The organism is Nocardiopsis sp. CNR-923 (assembly GCF_001942255.1).
In the GTDB taxonomy this organism is placed as follows: domain Bacteria; phylum Actinomycetota; class Actinomycetes; order Streptosporangiales; family Streptosporangiaceae; genus Nocardiopsis.
This window is the reverse complement of the sequence record NZ_MKKC01000025.1, coordinates 1-2951: the sequence shown is the minus strand read 5'-3', so window position 1 is coordinate 2951 and position 2951 is coordinate 1. Positions and strand designations below refer to the sequence as shown.

The following is a 2951-nucleotide window of genomic DNA, read 5'->3' as shown; positions in this document are numbered from 1 at the left end:
CCAGGTTCAGAGTGCGGCGTGACAACGGCAAGGCGGCGCGGTAGAACAGCATCAGAGCCCTTGGGATTCAGGTCTTCGTGGTTGTTGACCCGTTTACCAAGGGCTTCTTGCTGTCAGGGGTGGTTCCCCGGGGTCGGTGCCCGGCTGTGACCTGCACCTTCAAGATGAAAAAGGCTCACTGTCCCAGAAATCCCCACAGTCTCATACACCCCTACCCCGAGGCGTCTGGAAACAGTTTAAGAGTAGGTCCACAAATGTCTGTCAGCACTGGGCTGCCAAACCAGGTAACGATCAGCTGTTGGCCTGGTCCGTCGCCTGAATGGTCGGGCAGGCGCGGGCGTCGGACGGCCACAGGAGTCCCGGCAGTGACACCACACCAACAGTGAGTGGACATCGTGGCTGGCGCCCATCCCCAGGAGTTGCCGTCGAAGCCCGCAAAAACTAACCTTATCTGCGGGCTACCGCTATGTATTGTAGCCAGCACTGGCGACACCAGCACCTTGAGCTGCTCTCTTTGTGTTCGGGGTCCACAACATGAGCGTGTGTGAGGGTGAGCCAGTCGAGTTTCAAAGCCTGTTCCTCTGGAAGAACCCACCTGCGGATGATCTTTAGTAGGTGATGCTTTATTTCTTCAATGGCAATCACTTCGAGATTACGCCTGCCGCCTTCGCACAGGAACCCTACGGAATCCAGCAGAAGATCGACAGCTTCTACAGTGAGATCTATTCGATCCATTTCGTAGCTGATCATCAACAACGTCACCCCCGAAAGCAAGGGAGGAATTGAACGCTCGTGAGCAAGATTCTGGATCGTCGAGGAAACCTTGAGGAGATCAGCGTGGCGATACTGGAACCTGAGATATGGGGCGAGAAAAGCCGCGATCCAAGCGGCTGTGGGAGTTCGGCTGTGCTCCGGGTCAGCAGTGATCAGGGAGAGCAGATTCGAGCACTCGTCGGCGAACCATTCCTCGGCCTCACCAAACGAGCGGAAGTCTGGAGAACGTCGCTCACGCAGGGGAGTCCGGGGCTCTATCGCCATGGCGGAGCGAGCAGCTCTGGCTGTCCTCACAAAGTGCTGATGCAAACGCAGCTGGGCAGCAGTGCGATGGTCGGCATCGGCGTGTTGGTGGCCGAGTTCGCTGGCGTAAAGGCGAACGAGGTCGTGTAGACGCCAGCGACCCCAGGTGTGTCCGGGTTCGATCAGATGGGCGCGGGCGAGGTCCTGCAGGACCTCTTCGGCGTGGACGTGGTCGGTATCGGCCAGGTGTGCGGCGGATTCGGTGGACGGTTCCGGGCCTTGATAGAGCGACAGTAGCCGGAACAAGCGAGCGTGGTCGTTGCTGAGGCGCTGGTAGGAAAGGTCGAAGGCAGCACGCACAGCTTGGTCTTCGCGACGTAATCGGTCCAGTCGGGTGTGTCTCAGGGCCTGCACGAGAGATGCCAGGGAGCGGGTGGGGGTGTCGGCGAGCAGGGCGGCAGCGATGCGCAGGGCAAGGGGAAGTTCGCCGCACAGCCGAGCGATCGTGGCGGCGTCTTCAGGGGAGTCCTCTATCCGTGTGTCGGCAGGGCCGCGGGCTTGCAGGAGGACATGGCGGAGCAACTCCACCGAGGCGTGCTCGCTGAGGATGTCCAGGTCGTGCAGGCGAGCGCCTAGATCAAGGGTATGGCGGGAGGTGAGCAGGACCCTGGTGGCACCGTCAGTGGGCAATAGCGGGCGGGCCTGCTCGGCGCTGGAGACGTTGTCGATGATGACTAAGATTCTGCGGTTCTGCTCAGCGTAGGTGGCTAGCACGCTGCGGTACAGCCGAGAGCGGCCCTGAAGTTCGGCAGGGATGACTTCGCCGGATATGCCCAATGCGCGCAGCAGGTCGCGCAGAGCGCGTTCGGGGGACATCTGGCGCGCCGAGTCATAGCCGAACATGTCTATGAACAGGACACCGCCCGGGAACGAGCCAGGCTGCTTGAGTGCACGGGTAGCAGCCTGCACCACCAACTCGGTCTTACCGACCCCGGCAAGGCCCGCGACTGCCGCCACCAGCACCGGCTGCGGCGATTCCTCGCTGGGCGTCAGCATCGCCAGCAATTCTTCTACCTGTCGGTCACGTCCGGTGAAGGCAGTTGAGGCCGGGGGCAGGCCAGACAACGCGGGGGTCACCTGTGGAGGCAAATACAAGGTGATATCCCGACCCTGTATCACCGCTTGGAAAAAGACGCCCCCGCTGATCTGATTCGACGCCGACGCGCCTGCTTCCCCTTTACCCTGGGTGGTCGCGTCGGCCATACTTCTATCCCTGTGCGCCGGGGATTTCATGGCCAGAGGCAGGCGAATGTGAGGGTGCTGGCGCGTTGGTGAAGGAAATCCCGGAGAAGTCTCTCCCCTGCAGTGTTGTGCCGTGGAAGGTACCACCGCTAATCGTGTTGTCCACCGCACTGTCGGATTTGTATAGCGGCATCGCCTGCTCATGCCACCGCTCAAGACCGCACGAAAAGCGGAGTCCGTTGCTGCCCGTTGCGCCAGCGCGGTACTCAATTCTTGCGCCCGCGCTGAATCACCTGGCGCCCGCTTCAACTCCGCCAGTTCCATCTCCGCTGAACCCTGTGTGAGAATATTCTCGGTGCTCTGGCTGCCCTGGAATGGGAGCCGCACCAGCGCGCTCAACCCCGCCCACGCCTGACGGCCGACCTCACCACCGGCACCACCCGCCAACGCCGCCAGCAACCCCACTGATACCGGTTCCACCAGGCATCGCCTCCCTTTACACCGACTAGGCACAGACACGCTGTGAGAGACAACCTCTCTCGCATACGGCCAACTTAAACTGCGGAACCGGCCACACGCCATGGGTCAATGCCACTAAGAGCTCATCTCAAAAGGCATCGGTGTGCTTGGCCAGGTGCTCGTAGCAGATGAGGATGCAGGCGATGCCGAGCATGGCCAGGAAGTTGGAGGCC

Annotated in this window: 1 protein-coding gene; it reads right to left on the bottom strand. The window is 61.3% G+C overall.

Annotation, left to right across the window (positions count from 1 at the left end; all coding sequences use genetic code 11):
* Window positions 1-447 precede the first annotated feature (447 nt).
* Window positions 448-2280, bottom strand: a complete 1833-nt coding sequence (locus BJF83_RS01925; protein WP_143831755.1) for an ATP-binding protein — start codon at window positions 2278-2280, stop codon at window positions 448-450.
* Window positions 2281-2951 lie beyond the last annotated feature (671 nt).